Source organism: Cellulomonas sp. KRMCY2, assembly GCF_000526515.1.
Taxonomy (GTDB): domain Bacteria; phylum Actinomycetota; class Actinomycetes; order Actinomycetales; family Cellulomonadaceae; genus Actinotalea.
The window spans coordinates 2,571,444-2,587,748 of sequence record NZ_JAGF01000001.1; the positions used below are offsets into that span (position 1 = coordinate 2,571,444).

Annotated in this window: 15 protein-coding genes; 14 read left to right on the top strand and 1 reads right to left on the bottom strand. The window is 71.2% G+C overall.

The features are described from left to right. The first annotated feature begins 43 nt into the window (after nt 1-43). The 8 genes from K415_RS0112335 to K415_RS0112370 all read left to right on the top strand — a co-directional run bounded on the left by K415_RS0112335 (nt 44) and on the right by K415_RS0112370 (nt 9,026). Nucleotides 44-1,549 carry an FGGY family carbohydrate kinase gene (locus K415_RS0112335; protein WP_024287350.1) on the top strand — a complete coding sequence of 502 codons (1,506 nt, stop codon included), beginning with the start codon at nt 44-46 and terminating at the stop codon, nt 1,547-1,549. Nucleotides 1,550-1,649: 100 nt separating this feature from the next. Beyond that, on the top strand, nt 1,650-2,315 hold the full coding sequence (locus tag K415_RS0112340) for a DUF2291 family protein (protein WP_024287351.1): 666 nt from the start codon (nt 1,650-1,652) through the stop codon (nt 2,313-2,315). Beyond that, complete coding sequence (locus tag K415_RS0112345) at nt 2,312-3,880, top strand: sugar ABC transporter ATP-binding protein (protein ID WP_024287352.1); 1,569 nt, start codon at nt 2,312-2,314, stop codon at nt 3,878-3,880. The genes K415_RS0112340 and K415_RS0112345 overlap by 4 nt, the downstream gene beginning before the upstream one ends. Before the next feature lie 2 nt (nt 3,881-3,882). Further along, the gene (locus tag K415_RS0112350) at nt 3,883-4,992 is read left to right on the top strand and encodes an ABC transporter permease (RefSeq protein ID WP_024287353.1); all 1,110 of its coding nucleotides are present in this window, start codon (nt 3,883-3,885) and stop codon (nt 4,990-4,992) included. Between the two features lie 39 nt (nt 4,993-5,031). Continuing rightward, the gene (locus K415_RS0112355; protein ID WP_024287354.1) at nt 5,032-6,051 is read left to right on the top strand and encodes a D-ribose ABC transporter substrate-binding protein; all 1,020 of its coding nucleotides are present in this window, start codon (nt 5,032-5,034) and stop codon (nt 6,049-6,051) included. Between the two features lie 103 nt (nt 6,052-6,154). Continuing rightward, complete coding sequence (locus tag K415_RS0112360) at nt 6,155-7,147, top strand: sugar phosphate isomerase/epimerase (RefSeq protein ID WP_024287355.1); 993 nt, start codon at nt 6,155-6,157, stop codon at nt 7,145-7,147. Next, nucleotides 7,144-8,064 (top strand): transketolase, encoded by a 921-nt coding sequence (locus K415_RS0112365; RefSeq protein WP_024287356.1) that lies wholly within the window; start codon nt 7,144-7,146, stop codon nt 8,062-8,064. The genes K415_RS0112360 and K415_RS0112365 overlap by 4 nt, the downstream gene beginning before the upstream one ends. After that, nucleotides 8,061-9,026 (top strand): transketolase family protein, encoded by a 966-nt coding sequence (locus K415_RS0112370; protein ID WP_024287357.1) that lies wholly within the window; start codon nt 8,061-8,063, stop codon nt 9,024-9,026. Before K415_RS0112365 ends, K415_RS0112370 begins: the two co-directional genes overlap by 4 nt. A gap of 10 nt (nt 9,027-9,036) precedes the next feature. Here K415_RS0112370 and K415_RS0112375 read toward each other — a convergent pair whose 3' ends face one another. Next, the gene (locus K415_RS0112375; RefSeq protein ID WP_024287358.1) at nt 9,037-10,029 is read right to left on the bottom strand and encodes a LacI family DNA-binding transcriptional regulator; all 993 of its coding nucleotides are present in this window, start codon (nt 10,027-10,029) and stop codon (nt 9,037-9,039) included. 269 nt (nt 10,030-10,298) lie between these two features. On the opposite strand from K415_RS0112375, the gene K415_RS0112380 reads away from it, so the two are divergent. From K415_RS0112380 to ribB, 6 genes are all read left to right on the top strand, one after another. Then, nucleotides 10,299-11,306 carry a nucleoside hydrolase gene (locus K415_RS0112380; protein ID WP_024287359.1) on the top strand — a complete coding sequence of 336 codons (1,008 nt, stop codon included), beginning with the start codon at nt 10,299-10,301 and terminating at the stop codon, nt 11,304-11,306. An 86-nt stretch (nt 11,307-11,392) separates the two neighbouring features. After that, nucleotides 11,393-12,676, top strand: a complete 1,284-nt coding sequence (locus K415_RS0112385; RefSeq protein ID WP_024287360.1) for an extracellular solute-binding protein — start codon at nt 11,393-11,395, stop codon at nt 12,674-12,676. A 65-nt stretch (nt 12,677-12,741) separates the two neighbouring features. Further along, nucleotides 12,742-13,680 (top strand): carbohydrate ABC transporter permease, encoded by a 939-nt coding sequence (locus K415_RS0112390; RefSeq protein ID WP_024287361.1) that lies wholly within the window; start codon nt 12,742-12,744, stop codon nt 13,678-13,680. Next, nucleotides 13,680-14,561: a carbohydrate ABC transporter permease gene (locus K415_RS0112395; RefSeq protein ID WP_024287362.1), complete on the top strand. Its 882-nt coding sequence runs from the start codon at nt 13,680-13,682 to the stop codon at nt 14,559-14,561. Before K415_RS0112390 ends, K415_RS0112395 begins: the two co-directional genes overlap by 1 nt. Before the next feature lie 110 nt (nt 14,562-14,671). Further along, the gene (locus K415_RS0112400; protein WP_024287363.1) at nt 14,672-15,664 is read left to right on the top strand and encodes a sugar-binding transcriptional regulator; all 993 of its coding nucleotides are present in this window, start codon (nt 14,672-14,674) and stop codon (nt 15,662-15,664) included. Further along, on the top strand, nt 15,661-16,284 hold the full coding sequence (ribB, locus tag K415_RS0112405) for a 3,4-dihydroxy-2-butanone-4-phosphate synthase (protein WP_051480567.1): 624 nt from the start codon (nt 15,661-15,663) through the stop codon (nt 16,282-16,284). Before K415_RS0112400 ends, ribB begins: the two co-directional genes overlap by 4 nt. The last annotated feature ends 21 nt before the right edge of the window (nt 16,285-16,305 follow it).

Consider the following 16,305-nt stretch of genomic DNA (forward strand, 5'->3'; position numbering starts at 1 on the left):
CCAGTTCATTCAAGTCAGAATGCATATTCAAGGACGGTCGACGGTGATCGCTGGACCCGGTACGGAGCACGCTGCCGCAGGGCTGCTGCTCACCGTCGACCAGGGCACCACCAACACCAAGGCCCTGCTCGTCGACCCGGCCTCCGGGACCGTCCTGTCCACCGGCTCGCGCCCGGTCGGGATCACGTTCCCGGCCCCGGGCTGGGTCGAGCAGGACGCCACCCAGCTGTGGGACGCGACAGTCGAGGCCATCGGCAGCTGCCTGGCCCGGGTGCCCGACGCCCGGCCCGTGGGTCTGTCGATCTCCAACCAGCGCGAGTCCGTCGTGGCCTGGAGCCGCACCACGGGTGAGCCGCTCGGACCCGTGCTCGGCTGGCAGGACGCGCGCACCGCCGAGGCGTGCGGACGGCTCGCGCACGCAGCCGACGAGGTCAGGGCCCGCACGGGGTTGTCCCTCGACCCGATGTTCTCGGCGCCCAAGATGCGCTGGCTGCTCGACGCCGCGATCGAGGGCGGCGCCGCACCGCAGGACGTCTGCCTCGGCACCGTCGACTCCTGGCTCGTGCACCGGCTGACCGGGGAGCACCTCGTCGAGGCGGGCAACGCCTCGCGCACGCTCCTGCTCGACCTGCGCTCGCTCGACTGGCACGAGGCCCTGCTCGACCTCTTCGGCATCCCGGCCTCGGCGCTGGGCCAGGTCCGTCGCTCGGACGCGGGCTTCGGCACCACCCGCGCACAGGGCCCCGTGCCGGCGGGAGTGCCGGTCGTCGCCGTGCTGGCCGACTCGCACGCCGCGCTCTACCACCACGGATGCACCGCGCCGGGCACCGGCAAGGCGACCTACGGAACGGGCTCGTCCGTCATGACGCCGTGCACCACTCCCGACGCCGCCCCCGCGGGCATCGCCACCACGCTGGCCTGGCTGACCGACGCGCCCACGTACGCCCGCGAGGGCAACATCGTCGCGAGCGGCTCGGCGCTGGACTGGATGGCCCGGACGCTCGGCGTGCCCGAGGGCACCTCGGGCGGTGCCTACCTCACGGCGCTGGCCCGCGGGTTGCCGGACGCCGGAGGCGTCTGCTTCGTGCCCGCGTTCTCCGGGCTCGGCGCCCCCTACTGGGACCGCTCGGCGATCGGGCTGCTCAGTGGCGTCACGGGCGGGACGTCGCGCGGCCACCTGGCCATGGCGGCCCTCGAGGCCGTCGCGCACCAGGTCGCGGACGTCGTCGAGGCGATCGAGCAGGACGGCTCCGCGCGGATCGATGTGCTGCACGCCGACGGCGGTGCGACAGCCTCGGACGTGCTCATGGGTCTGCAGGCCGACCTGCTGGGCCGCGCCGTGCTGGTCGCCGACGCCCCCGAGGCCTCGGCGCTGGGCGCCGCGGCGCTGGCCGCGCGCACCCTCGGCCTGCCGGTCGCAGCCCCGGTGCCCGGCACCCCGGTGGCGCCGCGGCTCGCGGCCGCCGACCGGACCGCCCGGCGCCATGCGTGGGCGGGCGCAGTCGCTCGATCGCGCGGACAGGTGCCGCCCCACCGCGCGCCGGGGTGAGACCCACCCACCTCCACACTGCGGCTGCCCGGATCACGGCGCACCCGCACCGACGGACCCGGGCCCGGCCCGGACTGCTACCTCGAAGGAGAGGAAACCGATGACGACGACGGCCCCCACTCGCGTGCCGATGTGGCGACGGCCCCGGGCGATCGGCGGTGTCCTGACCGTCGCGGTGCTGGCCGCCGCCGTCGCAAGCACCACGTTCGTCCCCACCGGGAGCCAGGCCGTCGCGGCCGACACCGCCGTCGAGTTCGCCGAGCTCAACTACGGCACGGTCGTGGTCCCGACCATCGTCGACGCCGCGCAGCCGGCCGCCGACCTGCTCACGGCGATCGTCGCCGACCCCGACGCCGCAGGCGAGGAGTTCGGCAGCCGTGAGGACGCGACCAAGCCCTACAGCTTCGCCGTCGAGGCGACCGGCATCGTCACGGAGGGTGAGTTCGGCGAGGTCGGCCTGGACGTCGCGGGGCTGCCGGCCGGGCTGACCCTCGGCGTGGCCATCCCGCCGCTCGGCTCGTCCACAGCCGTCCGCGACGCGGGTGCCGACCTGTCGTTCGGCGACTTCGTCAACCAGACCGAGTACCAGAACGTCGCGATCGAGCTCAACAAGAAGGTCGTCGAGACGGTCTTCCCCGAGCTGGACCTGGCGTCGATGATCGGTCAGGAGATCACCGTGGTCGGCGCGTTCACCTGGGTCTCGGACACCGGCGGTGACATCGACCACGTCTCGGTGGTCCCCGTGCAGGTCGAGGTCACCCCGTGAGCGCGCCCGAGGTGGGCGCCCCGGCCGGTGCGGCCGCGGACGTCGTCATGCGTGCGCGGGCCGTGACCAAGGTCTACGGCGGTACGTACGCGCTGCGCGGGGTCGACTTCGACGTCCCACGCGGTCACGTCACGGCGCTCATCGGCGAGAACGGCGCCGGCAAGTCCACCCTCATGAAGATCCTCGCCGGGGTCGAGACACCGACCACGGGCACCATCGAGCTGGACGGGCGGCCGGTGGCATTCCGCTCCCCGGCCGAGGCTGTCGCGCACGGGGTCGCGATCATCCACCAGGAGCTCAACCTCTGCCCCAACCTGTCCATCGCCGACAACATCTTCGTCGGCCGCGAGCAGACCCGTGGCGCGTTCGTGGACTTCGCGGCCCAGCGTCGCGCGGCCACCGAGCTGCTGGCGCACCTCGAGGAGCCGATCGATCCTGGCATGCTGGTGGGCGACCTGCGGCTGGGCCAGCAGCAGCTCGTCGAGATCGCCCGCGCACTGAGCGAGGACGCGCGCGTGCTCATCATGGACGAGCCCACCTCGGCGCTCTCGGCGGTCGAGGTCGAGGTGCTGTTCCGGGTGATCCGCGAGCTCACCGCGCGCGGCGTCTCGATCATCTACATCTCGCACCACCTCGACGAGTGCCTGGCGATCGCGGACCGCGCGGTCGTCCTGCGCGACGGCGACGTCGTGGCGCAGGCCCCGATGGCGCAGGTCGACCTCGCGTGGATCGTCGCCCAGATGGTCGGCCGCGAGGAGAGTGCGCTGTACGCGCCGATGGCGCACGACCCGGGCGAGCCGATCCTCGAGATCCGCGACCTCATCGTCGCTGACCCGGACGGCCCCGAGCGCCTCGCCGTGCGCGGTGTGAGCCTCACGGTCCACGCCGGTGAGGTCGTCGGGCTGTACGGGCTGATGGGTGCAGGGCGTACCGAGATGCTCGAGGCCATCGCCGGCCGCAACCCGGTCCTCGGCGGCTCGGTGGTGCTCGACGGTCGCGACCTGACCCGGGCGTCGATCCCGGAGCGGATCAGTGCCGGGCTCGTCCTGGTGCCCGAGGACCGCCAGCGCGACGGCCTGGTCCAGGCGCTGACGGTGGGTCGCAACATGTCGCTGGCCGCCGTGACGCGGTTCGCGAACGGGCTGTTCGTCCGGCGCGGTCAGGAGCGCGCGGCGGTCGACGAGACCTCGCGCCAGGTGCGCGTCAAGGGGGCCGGCCAGGACGCCCCGATCGGCTCGTTGTCCGGCGGCAACCAGCAGAAGGTCGTCATCGGCAAGGCCCTGCTCACCGAGCCCCGTGTCCTGGTGCTCGACGAGCCGACCCGCGGGATCGACGTCGGCGCCAAGGCCGACATCTTCGCGCTCATGGCGGCGCAGGCCCGGGCCGGGACCGGGGTGCTCTTCGCGACCTCCGAGGTCGGCGAGGTGCTGCACGCGTCCGACCGGATCGTCGTCATGGCGCGCGGCCAGGTCGCGGCCGTGCTCGACCCGCGCCGGACCGACAGGGAACAGCTCATGGCGGCCTCGGACGTCTCGTCCGCCGCCCGGACCACGGACGAGGACTGAACATGGCCACGACCACGGCATCACGGACGACGCTGGCGGCGCCCGCCGCGAACCAGCGGACCATCGGCGAGTTCCTGCTCGACCAGCGCGCCTTCGTCGCGCTCATCGTGCTGGTGATCATCTTCTCGCTGCTGTCGGACGCCTTCCTCACCCCGACCAACCTCATCACCATGACCAAGCACGTGGCCTACAACGCGATCCTCGCGCTGGGCATGCTGCTGGTCATCGTCACCGGCGGGATCGACCTGTCGATCGGCTCGATCGTCGGCCTGTCCGGGATCGTCGCGGGCGTCATGCTGCGCGGCTGGGAGCTGTCCCTGTTCGACGCGACCGCCTACCCGGCGGTGTGGGTGGTCATCCTGGTCGCGCTCGCCGTCGGCGGGGTGGTCGGGCTGCTCAACGGGCTGCTGGTCACCCGGTTCAACGTGGCACCCTTCATCGCGACCCTCGGCACGATGTACGTCGCGCGCGGCGCGGCCCTGCTCATCTCCGACGGGGCGACGTTCCCGAAGCTGCAGGGGGAGGCGGCCCTCGGCAACACCGGCTTCCGGATCCTCGGGACCGGCCGACCGCTCGGCATCCCCACGGCCATCTGGATCATGGTCCTGTTCGCCGTGATCATCGCCGTGGTGGTCACGCGAACCCCGTTCGGCCGCTGGCTCTACGCCACGGGCGGCAACGAGCGCGCGGCCCAGCTGGCAGGCGTGCCGGTCCGCTCGGTGAAGATGCGCGTCTACATGATCTCGGGCGTGTGCGCCGCGATGGCGGGTCTCATCATCGCCTCGGAGCTCACGTCCGCGGCACCGCAGACCGGCACGACGTTCGAGCTCAATGCGATCGCGGCCGTCGTCATCGGCGGTGCGTCGCTCTCGGGCGGACGCGGCACGGTCAAGGGCGCGCTCATCGGCGCGTTCGTCATCGGCTTCCTCTCGGACGGCCTGGTCATGGTCGGGGTCTCCAGCTTCTGGCAGACCGTGATCAAGGGCCTGGTCATCGTCCTGGCCGTCATGCTCGACCAGGGTCAGCAGAGGTTGAAGAACGCTCGAGCGGCCGCCGTCGCCGCGCAGAGCGTCAAGCGTGAGCTGGCGGCAGCACATCCCGACGCGCGCTGACGGGCGGCGGGTCTCATCACAACAACGGAGGTTGACCGAATGCGACGCACATTCCGCACGGGCGCGGTACTCGTTGCCGCGATCTCGGCACTGGCACTGACCGGCTGTTCCGGCGGCACGGCCGAGCCGGAGGAGACGACCGAGGCGACGACCGAGGCGGCCGCACCCGAGGCCGAGGCTGCGGGCGAGGCCGGTGGCCTCATCGCGGTCATCACACCGTCCCACTCCAACGTGTTCTTCAAGGCCGAGGCCGCCGCCGCCGTGGCCATGGCCGAGGAGCTCGGCTACGAGGCCCAGGCCGACTCGCACGACGACGACCCGAACAAGCAGAGCGAGCTCATCGACGCGGCGATCTCCAACGGCGCCGTCGCGATCATCCTCGACAACGCGGGTGCCGACGTGACCGTCGGTGCCGTGCAGAAGGCCGCTGACGCCGGCATCCCGGTGTTCCTCATCGACCGCGAGATCAACGAGTCCGGCGTGGCGATGGCGCAGATCGTCTCGAACAACTCCCAGGGCGCCGGCCTCGTCGGCGAGTCCTTCGTCGAGGCGATGGACGGCAAGGGTCGCTACATCGAGCTGCTCGGTCGTGAGACCGACACCAACGCCGCGGTGCGCTCGGACGCCTACCACGCGGTGATCGACCAGTACGCCGACATGGAGATGGTCGCGCAGGAGACGGCCAACTGGGACCAGCAGGAGGCCTTCACGAAGGTCGAGACGCTGCTCCAGGCGGACCCGAACGTCCAGGGCATCATCGCGGGCAACGACACGATGGCCCTCGGCGCCGTCGCGGCGGTGGCCGCCGCCGGACTGACCGGCCAGGTCATCGTCGCCGGCTTCGACGGCAGCCCCGACGCCGCTGAAGCGATCAAGGCCGGCACGATGCTGGCGACCGGCCTCCAGCCGGCCGTGCACATCGCCGAGCTCGCCGTGCAGCAGGCCGACCTCTACATCCGCACGGGTGAGACGGGTCAGCCGGAGAAGCAGTCGATCGACTGCGTCCTGATCGACGCCTCCAACGTCGACCGCTACACGACCTTCGCGCTGGAGGACTGAGCACTGGTCCCGGCCCGTGCCCCACGGGGCGCGGGCCGGGACCGACCGCGTCGGCGCGGCTCGACCTGCTACCATGTGCATCAACGATCGGAGATGAATAGAAATGTCTGAGTACCCCCGCTTCGGTGCCGGCCTGTGGCACTTCGCGAGCTACGTCGACCGCTACGCCACCGACGGCTACGCGCCGCCGGTCACGACCCTCGAGCAGATCGCCCTGGCCGGTGCGGTCGGCGACCTGTCGGTGGTCGACGTGCCCTACCCGTTCACCGAGGGAGTGACCGTCGAGCAGGTCAAGGCCGCGCTCGCGGAGAACGGCCTCGAGGCGATCGGCGTCACGCCGGAGATCTACATGCGCCGCTTCAGCAAGGGCGCCTTCACCAACCCTGACGCTGCGGTCCGGGCCGAGGCGCTCGAGGCGCTCAACGAGGCCGCTGATGTGGTCCGCGCGCTCGGCGCCCGGTACCTCAAGGTGTGGCCGGGCCAGGACGGCTGGGACTACCCGTTCCAGGTCGACCACCACACGCAGTGGGAGCTCGCTGTCTCCGGGATGCGTGAGCTGGCGCTGGCGAACCCCGACATCAAGATCGTCATCGAGTACAAGCCGCGCGAGCCGCGCAACAAGATGTTCTGGGACTCGGCAGCCAAGACTGCGCTCGGCATCAAGGCGATGGGTGTGGACAACGTCGGCGTGCTGCTGGACTTCGGCCACGCGCTCTTCGGTGGCGAGTCGCCGGCGGCGGCCGCCCAGCTGCTCATCGACCACGGCCTGCTGTGGGCGATGGACGTCAACGACAACCTGCGCAGCTGGGACGACGACATGGTCGTCGGCACCGTGCACCCGGTCGAGGTCTTCGAGTTCTTCTACACGCTGAAGATCAACAACTGGGAGGGCATCTGGCAGCTCGACCAGTTCCCGTTCCGCGAGAACACCGTCGAGGCCGCCAAGCTCTCGATCCGCTTCCTCAAGGGCATCCACCGCGCCCTGGAGGAGCTGGACATCGACGCCCTGCGCGCGGCCCAGGCACGCCAGGACGCGATGGGTGCGCAGAAGCTCGTCCAGGACGTCCTGTTCTCCTGCCTGCGGGAGGGCGAGTGAGCGCGGTCGAGGAAGACCTGGTCCCCGCGCTCGACCCGACCGGCCTGCCGGTGGACGAGCTGCCCGTGATGGGTCGGATCGACGCGTCAGCCGGCCGCGAGGCCGTCGTCGCGCACCTCGCCGAGGCGGCCCGGCAGGTCCGCCGCCGCGACATCCAGATGATCCGGGCCGCGGGCCTGGGGCACATCGGCGGCGAGTTCTCGGTCATCGACATCCTCGTGACCCTGTACCTGCACGCGCTCGACGTCACGCCGCAGACGGTGACGGACCCGGAGCGGGACCGGCTCATCCTCTCCAAGGGGCATGCGGCCGCCGCCCTCTACACGACGCTGTCCATCGCCGGGTTCATCCCGCCGGCGGAGCTGAGCACCTTCATGCGGCCGCTCGCCCAGCTCAACGGGCACCCTGCGCGGACCAAGATCGCGGCTGTCGAGGCCAGCACCGGGCCGCTCGGTCACGGGCTGCCGATCGCCGTCGGCACGGCGTTCGGCGGGGCGCTCGACGGCTCGCCGCGGCGCACCGTCGTGGTGGTCGGCGACGGCGAGCTCCAGGAGGGCTCGAACTGGGAGGCCCTCATGACGGCCGGCAACCACCGGCTGGCGAACCTCTGCGTCGTCGTGGACCGCAACCGCCTGCAGCAGGGCGCGCGGGTCGCCGACACCAACGACCTCGAGCCGCTCGCCGACAAGCTCCGTGCCTTCGGCATGGAGGTCGTCGAGGTCGACGGGCACGACCACGGCGCCCTGGTCGATGTCTTCGCCGCCGTCCCGGCGGCCTCGGGCAGACCGACGGCCGTCATCGCCCACACGTTCAAGGGTCACCCGATCTCCTTCATGTCCGACGACGTCGCCTGGCACCACAAGGTCCCGTCGCCGGAGCAGGTGGCCACCGCGCTGATCGAGCTGGAGACCCCGTGAGCACCGACACCGCACCCGTCCCCGCAACGGAGCGGGCCCTGCACGACTGCCGCGACGCCTTCGTCGCGACCCTCCTCGAGCTCGCCGCGGACGATCCGCGGATCGTCGCGGTCGTCAACGACTCCGTCGGCTCGAGCAAGCTCGGCCCGTTCGGCACGGCCTACGGGCCGCGCCTGATCAACGTCGGCATCGCCGAGCAGGACATGGTCGGTGTGGGTGCCGGCCTGGCCAACGGTGGCAAGATCCCCTTCATCTCCGCGGCAGCGTGCTTCCTCACGGCCCGTGCGATGGAGCAGATCAAGGTCGACGCCGCCTACTCCCAGCACCACATGGTCCTGTGCGGGATGAGCCCGGGGATGGCCTACGGGGAGCTCGGCCCGACGCACCACTCCATCGAGGACCTCGCCTGGCTGCGGGCGATCCCGGGCCTGACCGTGGTGGTCCCGTCCGACCCCGCCGAGACGGCGCAGGCGGTTCGGTGGGCTGCGGCGCACGACGGACCGGTGTACCTGCGGATCAGCCGGATGGGTGTGCCGGACGTCAACCCCGAGGGCTACCAGTTCGTCCCGGGCAAGGCAGTCACGCTGCGCGAGGGCACCGACGTGACGATCGTCGCCACCGGCACGGTCGTCGTCCGGGCACTGGACGCCGCCGACCTGCTGGCCGGGGCGGGCATCTCGGCCCGGGTGCTGTCGATGCCGACCATCAAGCCGCTCGACGAGGAGGCCGTCATCGCGGCCGCCCGCGAGACCGGCGCGATCGTCACGGTCGAGGAGGCACTGACCTCGGGTCTGGGCGGGGCGGTCGCCGAGGTGGTCGTGCGTCACGCGCCGGTGCCGATGCGGTTCGTCGGCGTCCCGGACACCTTCGCGCCCACCGGCTCGGTCGAGTGGCTGCTCGACCACTTCGGCATCAGCGCGGAGGGTGTCGCCGCGTCCGCGCGGGAGGTCCTGGGTCGCTGAACCCACGCCGTCAGCCGATCGGCGCCGTCGACTCGCGGGCTCTGAGCACGGGCTCGACGATCCTCCGTTCGAGGCGCTCGCCGGTGCGGATCCGCTCGTGGATCATCGCGAAGGCCGTGGCCCCGAGCTCGGTGAAGTCGAGGTAGACGGAGGACAGCGGGGGGGCGAAGTACCGCGCGTCCGGCATGTCGTCGATCCCGACGATCGAGTAGTCGTCGGGCGCCGCGAACCCGCGCGAGCGCAGCGCGCTCATGAAGCCGAGCGCCATCTGGTCGTTCCCCGCGAAGACCGCCGTGAAGGCGTCGGGGTCGACCGTGAGCCCCGCCGCGTGGCCCGACGCCGCCGACCAGTCGCCGCGCACGAGGGGCAGCGGCTCGGCGCCGTGCTCGGCCAGCGCGTCCTGGTAGCCGCGGTTGCGGTCGACGGCCTCGATCCGGGTGGCCGGCCCGGCCAGGTGCAGGATCCGGCGGTGGCCCAGCCCGGTGAGGTGGCGGGTCGCGAGGAGGCCGGCCGCGTAGGAGTCGGCGGTTGCGGCGTCCGCGCCGGACCACGGACGGCCCGAGACGGTGACCACGGGCAGGGTGTCCCAGATCCGGTCGAGCAGGTGCTCGGTGCCGAGGAACGGCGTGGACACGACGATCCCGTCGACCCGGGAGGACAGGAAGCCGTCGAGCGCATGGCGCACCTCGGCCAGGGCGCCGGCGTCCTCGGTGTCGATGTCGAGCTGGGCGATGAGCAGCGAGTACCCGGTGGCCCGGGCAGCCCGGCTGAGGCCACCGAGGATCGACCACAGGCCGTAGTTCGACTGGCCCATGGCCAGGACACCGACCGTCTCGGAGCGGCTGCTCCGCAGGCTGCGCGCGGTGCGGTTGGGTCGGTAGCCGAGCTCGGCGACCGCGGCCTCGATCCGCTCGCGGGCGGGTGCGCTGACGTAGCCCGAGCCGGTGAAGAACCGCGAGACGGTCTGCGCCGAGACCTCGGCGACGCGACCGACGTCCGCCATGCTCGCCCGGGTCCGTGGGGAAGGATTCGTGGACCGGGTCACTCGCCGCCTCCGTCGCAGGTGTCACTCACGTGTCCGCACGCGTCCGCACAGGGTTGCTCGCGGTTGCTCGCGGCTGGTGATCGTGACCGAATCGTAGCCGGAACAGGCCCGTCGAGGGCTTGCACCGGCTGATGTGTTATCGATAACCTACTCACACATTCATTGACGAATGGAAATTCACACCACCCGTCCTGACGAACCGGGTGGCCTCGACGGAGAGGACCGCCATGACGCAGCCGACCTGGACCCTGGGCCGGACGCCCTGGATCTCGGACGACGACGCCCACCCCGGCCCCCGCTGCCGGGTGATCGTCGACAACGACTTCTCGGGGGACCCCGACGACCTCTTCCAGGTGGTCCACCACGTGCTGTCCCCGTCGGTGGACATCCGCGCGATCATCGGCTCGCACCTGCGTCCCGGCGACCCGTTCGACGGCGGGCCGACAACCGCCGCGAACGCCGTGGCGCGACTGCGCGAGCTGTTCGCCGTCATGGGCCTGGACGCCGAGGACCGGATCGTCCAGGGCTCCGACGTCGCCCTGGTGGACCGGACCACCCCGCAGGACACCCCCGCGGCCCGCGCGATCATCGCCGAGGCGATGCGCGCCGATGTCGACACCCCGCTCTACGTGGTGTGCGGCGGCGGGCTGACGGACCTGGCCAGCGCGTGGCTGCTCGAGCCCGCGATCTCCGACCGCCTGACGGTCGTGTGGATCGGCGGCCCGGAGCACCCCGGGCTCGCCGCCGAGCCGCCCGGCGTCACCGACCCCGAGTACAACCTCGCCATCGACGTCGTGGCCGGCCAGGTGCTCTTCAACGACGCGGACCTGCCGCTGTGGCAGGTGCCGCGGAACATGTACCGCCAGTGCCTGGTCTCCGACATCGAGCTGCGTCGGCGGGTCGCGACGCGCGGGGCGCTGGGGCGCTTCCTCTACGACGCGCTCGGTGGCGTGGACCGGTTCGTCCGGGCCTCGGGGGCGCTGCGCGCCGAGACCTACGCGCTGGGCGACTCCCCGCTGGTGCTGCTCACGGCGCTGCAGTCGTACTTCCAGCCGGACACCTCCTCGAGCGACCACGTCGTCGTGCCCGCGCCCCGGCTCACGGACGACGGCGATGCCGAGCCCCGCGCGGACGGTCGTCCGATCCGCGTCTACACGCGGCTCGACACGCGCCTGATGTTCGAGGACATGTTCGGCAAGCTCGAGGCCTTCGCCCAGTGGCGCGCCCAGGCCTGACCCAGTTCCCGCACCGGCGCGCGCGCCAGAGGCGGGTTGCACCGACGTCCGACCCACGAAGGAGTGACGACACGATGGAGGCAAGGATGCGTTTCACACGGCAATCGGCCGTCGCGGCCGCCGCGGCAGCAGCGCTCGTCGCGCTCGCCGGCTGCAGCGGCAGCGGCAGCGGTGACGGCGGCACGACGGACGGCGAGGGCGGCGAGAGCGTCGACCTCAAGGTCTGGATGCCCACCCAGGAGGACGCCCAGACGGAGGCGATCGCGACGGTCATCGCCGACTTCGAGGCCGCCAACCCCGGGATCACCATCACACTCGAGGAGCGCTCGGTCGACGCCCACAAGGAGGCCCTGCGCCAGGTCGTCGGCACGGACGCCGGCCCGGACGTCTACTGGTACTGGGAGGGCCCGGGCCTGGGCGGCGAGCTCGTCGACGTCGGCATGAGCCTCGACCTGACGGACTACTACGCGCAGTACGGCTGGGAGGACCGCTTCACGGAGGCGGGCCTGGCCGGCATCACCCAGTACGGCGGGTTCCACGGCATCCCCTGGACGATGCAGGGTGAGGCGATCTACTACAACAAGGCGCTCTTCGAGCAGGCCGGCATCACCGAGCCCCCGGCAAGCTACGAGGACCTCGTCGCAGCCGCGGACGCGCTCGTCGCGGCGGGCACCACGCCGATCCAGTTCGGCGGCACGGTCAACTGGCACGTCATGCGCCTGCTCGACGCCCTCATCGAGACGACGTGCGGCAGCGACACGGCCGACGCCCTCAACACCACCCAGACCGGGTGGGACACCGAGGAGTGCGTGACCGAGGCGTTCACCGAGCTCAAGACGTGGGGCGAGAAGTACATCAACGAGGGCTTCATGGGGATCAGCAACGACGACTCCAGCCAGCTCTTCTACACCGGTGACGCCGCGATGGCCTTCGAGGGCACGTGGTTCGACTCCAACGCGGTCGAGAACGGGATGGACCCCGAGAACGTCGGGATCTTCACCTTCCCGACCGACACCGGCCGGCTGTACGGCTTCGGCGAGGGCTTCTACATCAACGCCGAGAGCGCACACCCGGACGAGGCCGCGATGTTCCTCGACTCGGCCACGTCGACGGCGACCCAGGAGAAGGTCGTCGGCGTGTGGGTGGCCATGTCCGTCAACAACGAGGTCGCCCCGAAGACCGACAACCCCCTGCACGAGCTGTGGGTCCCGGTCTTCTCCGGCGCCACGGGCCTGTACATCAACAACGACCAGAACCTGGCGCTGGACCAGACCACGGAGTACTGGCGGATCCAGAACTCGGTGCTGACCGGTGACATCGCCCCGCAGGACGCCGGGGCCGCGTTCCAGGCGTTCATCGACGCGAGCTAGCGCCGCACGGGTGCGGGGGCTGCACGTCGCGACCCCCGCACCCCGGCCCATCCCTGGAGGACAACGTGTCGACCACCACCTCGCCTGCCGCGACGGACGCGATGCGGAGCCGCCGCCACCGGCGGCACGGCAACCGCTTCCTGGCCGCTGTGCCCTACCTCGCCCCGGCGGCCCTGCTCTACGGCTTCTTCCTCGTCTACCCGATGCTCGACTCGGTCCGGCTGTCGTTCTTCGAGTGGTCCGGCTTCCGCACCGAGGAGCCCACCTTCGTCGGGACGGACAACTACGTCCGGCTCTTCACCGCGGACCCGGTCTTCTGGGCCGCGTTCCGCAACTCGATCATCTGGGTCGTGCTGTCCCTGCTCGTCCCGATGACGCTGAGCCTGCTGCTCGCGCTCGCCCTCAACCGGCGGATGGTCGGCCGCAACCTCTTCCGCTCCGTCTTCTACATCCCCGCCGTCTTCGCCTCGATCACCGTGGCGGCGATGTGGCGCTGGATCTACAACCCCACCCTCGGCACGGTCAACCAGGTGCTCGAGGCGGTCGGCCTGGAGTCCTGGAGCCGCCAGTGGCTGGGGGATCCCGACATCGCTCTCTACTCGGTCTTCGTCGCCGCCATCTGGCAGGGCGTGGGTTTCAACATGGTGCTGTTCCTCGCCGGGCTCCAGCAGGTCCCGGTCGAGCTCGTCGAGGCCGCCAAGCTCGACGGCGCGCGCGGCCCGCAGATCTTCCGCCACGTGACGATGCCGGCCCTGCGGCCCACCTTCGTCGTCGTGCTGATCCTGACGATCATCAGCTCGCTCAAGGTCTTCGACCTGGTGGTCGGCATGACGGGCGGCGGCCCGGCGCAGTCCACCCAGGTCCTGGCGCTGTGGTCGTACACGCAGTCGTTCTCGAACCACAACTTCGGCCAGGGTGGTGCCGTCGCGACAGTGCTGCTCGTCATCTCCCTGTGCCTCGTCGTGCCCTACCTCACCTGGGCCCTCAAGGGAGAGGACCGCTGATGGCCACCGCAACCCTCACCCGCGTGCCCACGGGCACGGCGTCGGCGACCCGCAGGCCGCGCGACTGGGTCGGCATCGGCCTGTGGATCGCCCTGGCGATCTCGGCGATCGCCTGGGCGACGCCCTTCGTGTTCATGTTCCTCACCTCGGTGAAGAGCAAGGCCGACGTCAGCCAGCTGTCGACCTGGGACCTGCCGACGGTCTGGCTCTGGCAGAACTACGCCGACGCCGTGCAGACCGGCGACCTGTGGGTCACCGGGGGCAACAGCCTGCTCATCGCGCTCGTCAAGGTGCCGTTGGGCCTGCTGGTCGCCTCGGCGACGGCGTTCGCGCTGGGCCGCCTGCGGTTCCGCCGGTCCAAGCTCGTGCTGGGGCTGTTCGCCGTCGGCTCGATGGTGCCCATCCAGGTGGCCCTCGGCCCGCTGTTCAACACGATGCTCTCGCTGGACCTGCTGGACTCGCGCGCCGGGCTGCTGCTGCCCTACCTGGCGTTCGGCATCCCGTACCAGGTGTTCATGCTCTACGGCTTCTTCAAGGCCATCCCGGACGAGCTCGACGAGTCGGCCCGGATCGACGGCGCCTCGACCTTCCGGGTGTACTGGCAGATCTGCCTGCCGCTCGCGCGGCCGGCGCTCGCGGCGCTGTTCATCCTCGACTTCGTCGCCACCTGGAACGAGTACGCGATGGCGACGACCCTCCTGCAGAGCCAGTCCAACTGGACCATCCCGCTGGCCGTCCAGGGCTTCAGCTCGCAGCACGCGACGGACTACGGCGCGCTCAACGCCTTCATCATCCTGTCGGCGGTCCCCGTCCTCATCGTCTATCTGATGTTCCAGCGGTACTTCGTACAAGGTGCCTTCTCCGGCGCTGTCAAGGGGTAGCTGCGATGCGGTGGAGGGAGTCGTCGGCGTCCGGACGGAGCGGCCTCTAGGATCGCTGTGGCATGAATGGGTCGTCAGCCCTGACTAGGACCCCCGAGAGGAGACCTGCTGTGGCCTTCGGTGGAGCTGTCGGCGCGTCGACCCGCCGGTTCGGTCAGAGCGACGAGCAGGTCCGGCTGATGGCCAAGGTGGCGCGCATGTACCACGAGCGTGGGATGCGCCAGGCTGAGATCGCCGCGGAGCTGCACGTCTCGCAGCCGCGGGTCTCGCGGCTGCTCAAGCGTGCTGTCGAGACCGGCGTCGTGCGAACCACCGTGAACGTGCCTCAGGGGGTCCACACGGACCTGGAGGACGAGCTCGAGGCGATCTACGGCATCTCCGAGGCGGTGGTCGTCGACGCCGGTGACGATGCGGACCTGCTCCGGGCGCTCGGCGGTGCCGCAGCGGTCTACCTGGAGACGACCCTCATCGGCGGCGACGACGTCGGCATCTCGTCGTGGAGCGCCTCGCTCATCGCCGCGGTCGATGCGCTCCGGCCGTCGAGCACCCCCGTGGTGTCCGACGTCGTCCAGCTCGTCGGCGGCGTGGGAGAGCCGCGGGTCCAGCTCGACGCGACGCGACTGCTCACCTCACTCGCCCACGCGACGGGCGCCGCGCCGATCTTCCTGCCGGCCCCCGGTCTCCTGGGCAGCCCCCTGGCCAGGGAGAGCCTCATGGCGGACCCTGCGGTGCTGCAGGTCACATCCCGCTGGCCGAACCTCACCGTCGCACTCGTCGGCATCGGCGCGCTCGAGCCGTCCCCGCTGCTGCGGGAGAGCGGGAACAGCATCGCCGAGGCCGACCAGGAGGCGCTCCGGGCAGCCGGTGCCGTCGGTGACGTCTGCTTCCGCTTCTTCGACGAGGACGGTCAGCTCGTGGCTACGGAGCTCGACGAGCGCGTCATCGGCATCACGCCGGACGTGCTGCGGACGATCCCGCGCCGGATCGCCGTCGCGGGCGGCCTGCGCAAGGTCGCGGCCATCCGCGGTGCCATGCGGGGCAGGTGGGTCAACGTGCTGATCACCGACTCGGAGACGGCGCGGGCCCTGGTGGCGAGCGCGTGACGGCGGTTCAGCACAGCACGGGGGACGTCGAGCAGGCGGTTGCCGCCATCGCGTCCGGACGCCCGGTCGTCGTGACGGACCACCCAGGCCGTGAGGACGAGGGTGACCTCGTCGTCGCCGCGCAGCATGCCACCCGCCAGGTGGTCGCCTTCATGATGGACCAGTGCCGCGGGCTCATCTGCGTCCCCATGACGGCCGAGCGGGCCGACCTTCTCCAGCTGCCGGCGATGGTGCCGGTGAACACCGAGTCGATGCGCACGGCGTTCACGGTGTCGGTCGACGCCGCCGAGGGCATCACCACGGGCATCTCGGCAGCCGACCGGGCCGCCACCATCACCCTCCTGCGGAGCCCGGGCGCTCGCCCGGCCGATCTGGTCCGTCCCGGTCACGTGTTCCCGCTCGTCGCTGATCCCGCTGGTGTGGTGCGTCGCCCCGGGCACACCGAGGCGGCAGTGGATCTGGCCGTGCTGGCTGGACTGGATCCGGTGGCGGTGATCTGCGAGATCGCTGATCGGCAGGGGGAGATGCTGCGGGGAGCCCGGCTGCGCCGTTTCTCCCGTCGCCACGGGTTCGTCCAGATCTCCATCGAGGAGCTGGCCCGGTACCGGCTCGCCTCCTGACTGCACCGGTGCCCGACCGGC